Below are 3,034 nucleotides of genomic sequence, written 5' to 3' on the forward strand. Positions count from 1 at the left end.
CGCACGCGGGTGAGGGAGGAAAGACACACAGCGCGCACGCGGGAGAGAGGAGCTCCAGGCGGCAGAAACCAGCCCCTACTCCGCCGTCAGCGCCGCGGGTTTGTCCTTCACAAAGTCCGGCAGCTCGCTGATGCGCTCTGGCGGCAGCGGTTTGCCCAGCAGGAAGCCCTGCAGGGTGTCGCAGCCGAGCCCGGTGAGGAACGCCTGCTGATCCTGGGTTTCCACGCCTTCGGCCACCACTTTGAGATCCAGCGACTGCGCCAGTGCGACGATGGCGGAGACGATGGTTGCGTCTTCCGATTTCGCCTGCAGCTCGTTAACAAAGGCGCGGTCGATTTTCAGCTCGCTGGCCGGTAAGCGCTTGAGATACAGCAGGCTGGAGTAGCCGGTGCCGAAGTCATCAATCGAGGCTTTTACCCCCATGCTGGTCAGCTCGGTGAGGATGCGCACGCTCTCTTCCGGATCGCGCATCGCCGTGGTTTCGGTGACTTCCAGCGTCAGCAACTCCGCCGGGATCTGATGCTGTTCCAGCGCCTGCGTCACGGTGTCGACCAGGTTGCACTGCTCAAACTGCAAGGCAGAGAGGTTCACCGCCACCGACCAGTGCGGATGGCCCTGCTGGTGCCAGATGTGTAGCTGGCGGCAGGCCTCGTTGATCACCCAGTTGCCGATATTAATGATCATGCCGGTCTTCTCGGCGATCGGTAAAAACTTGTCCGGCGTCAGCAGGCCGCGCGTCGGGTGCTGCCAGCGCAGCAGCGCTTCGAAGCCAATGATCGGCCCGCTCGGCGCGCAGTACTTAGGCTGATAGAACAGACGCAGCTCGTTGCTATCCAGCGCCTGCCACAGGTCATTATTAAGTTGCAGCTGCGACTGCGCCAGCGTGTTCATGGACGGCTGGAAGAAGTTGTAGCCGTTGCGGCCGTTGTTCTTGGTGTGATACATCGCGGCGTCGGCGTTAAACATCAGCTCGCGCTCGTCCTTGCCATCACCCGGATAAACGGCGATGCCGATACTCAGCGACACCATCAGCTCGTAGCGTGACACGCTAAACGGGCGATCCACGGCTTTTACCAGCGCATCCGCCACCGCTGCGGCATCGTTGGGATCGCCGATCTCAATCAGCAGCACGAACTCGTCACCGCCCAGCCGCGCCAGCGTGTAGTGCCCTTTCATCTGGTCAGTCATGCGTTCGGTTACCGCAATCAGCAGGTTATCGCCGACGTGGTGACCAAAGGCATCGTTGACTGCTTTGAAGCCGTCGAGATCCATAAACATCAGCGCAAACTGCGAGCGCTCGCGGTTGGCCTTGTTGATCGCCTGCTCGAGACGATCCTCCAGCAGGATGCGGTTCGGCAGTCGCGTCAGGTTATCGTGCAGCGCCAGCTGGGCCAGCTCGCGGTTGGCCTCTGCCAGCGAGCGCGCGAGGATCGAGGTGCGCGCCTGCATACGTGCGTCGAGCATCGAAACCAGCAGCGTAATGCCGAGGATCGCCAGCGTCACTACCGTGACCAGCATCGCCAGCCAGTCGCTGTTCACGCCGTGATGCGTGGCGTGACTGTGCATCGGGAAGTTCGCCGCCGCCATGCCGGTATAGTGCATGCCGGCAATGGCGCAGCCCATCACCACGGCCGCCCCGACGCGCAGTAGCGTGACGCGGCCATGCCCTTCGCGCAGGTTGAACGCCAGCCACAGCGCGGCACCGGAAGCCACCAGCGCAATCAGCACCGAAACCGCAATCCAGCCCCAGTTCCAGCTGATGCCCGGCTCAAACATCAGCGCCGCCATGCCGGTGTAGTGCATCGCCACCACGCCGGAACCCAGTACCAGCGCGCCGCCCAGCAGCCGTCGCCACGGCAAGTCGCCGGACGAGCACACCAGCCACAGGGCAAAGATGGAGGCAAGAATCGCCACCACCATTGAGGCGGCGGTAAGCAGCGGATCGTAGCTCATCACCATATCCAGGCTCATCGACAGCATGCCGATAAAGTGCATGGCCCAGATGCCCACGCCCATGGCGAAGCCGCCGCCCAGCAGCCAGACCAGCGCCACCCGGCCCGTCGAGGAAGCGACGCGCCCCGCCATATCCAGCGCGGTAAACGAGGCCAGCATCGCTACCAGTATCGAAACGAGAACGGTAAACGCATCGTACGAAGTCACTAACATAGTGATTTCCCATATAAAAAAGCTGTGTTAAGTCAGCTGTGGTGTTGTTGAAATGAAAAAGAAAATGTTGGTTTTATAATTGAAATTATCGGCAGACCGGCTGCCGATATGAGTCACTGAACGATGAAAGCTTCCGATGTGAAGGAGAACAAAAATTGCTGGTCAGGCGCCGGTGAGCGGCAGCACGTTATCAGGAAAGTGCGGCGCCATCGGCGTTGATGCAGTGAATTCGCCGATGCGCTCTGCCGGCGTCGGTTTGCCCAGCAGATACCCCTGCAGCGTGTCAAAGCCGAGGCCGGTCAGCAGGCGCTGCTGCTCTTCGGTCTCCACGCCCTCCGCCACCATGCGCAGGTTAAGGCTTTGCGCCAGCGTCAGCATGGCGGTTACCACGGTTGCATCCTCGCTGTCGGCACGCAGGCTGTTAATGAAGGCGCGATCAATTTTCAGCTCGCTGGCCTCAAGATGCTTGAGGTGCAGCAGATTGGCGTAGCCAATGCCGAAGTTGTCGATGGCCACTTTGACGCCAAGCCGCTGCAGTTCGGCGATGCGCTGCTGGCTGAACTGCGGATCGCGCATGGCGATGTTTTCCGTGATTTCCAGCATCAGCGCGCCTTCCGGCAGCTGGTAGCGCTGCAGCGTCTGGCGCAGCGTGTCGATCAGATCGCGCTGATGAAACTGCAGTGCGGAGAGGTTAACCGAGACGCTCCAGTCGCGGTTGCCCTCGTCATGCCACTGCCGCAGCTGGCGGCAGGCTTCGTTGATCACCCAGTTGCCGATATTAATGATCATGCCGGTCTTCTCGGCGATCGGTAAAAACTTGTCCGGCGTCAGCAGGCCGCGCGTCGGGTGCTGCCAGCGCAGCAGCGCT

The 3,034-nt window shown here is 61.2% G+C and carries 2 protein-coding genes; both read right to left on the reverse strand.

From position 1 onward, the window contains the following. Positions 1–75: 75 nt before the first annotated feature. A complete protein-coding gene (locus ERD80_RS21925; RefSeq protein WP_031280125.1) occupies positions 76–2,166 on the reverse strand; it encodes an EAL domain-containing protein in 2,091 nt (696 codons plus the stop codon). A 162-nt stretch (positions 2,167–2,328) separates the two neighbouring features. Continuing rightward, the coding region (locus ERD80_RS21930; protein ID WP_136548545.1) for an EAL domain-containing protein at positions 2,329–3,034 on the reverse strand (706 nt) is incomplete at its 5' end.

The organism is Pantoea sp. R102 (assembly GCF_004916815.1).
Taxonomy (GTDB): Bacteria; Pseudomonadota; Gammaproteobacteria; order Enterobacterales; family Enterobacteriaceae; genus Pantoea; species Pantoea dispersa.

Coding starts and splice junctions, on each gene's coding strand:
- ERD80_RS21925 (WP_031280125.1), bottom strand. CDS start 2,166: ATGTTAGTGACTTCGTACGATGCGTTTACCGTTCTCGTTTCGATACTG.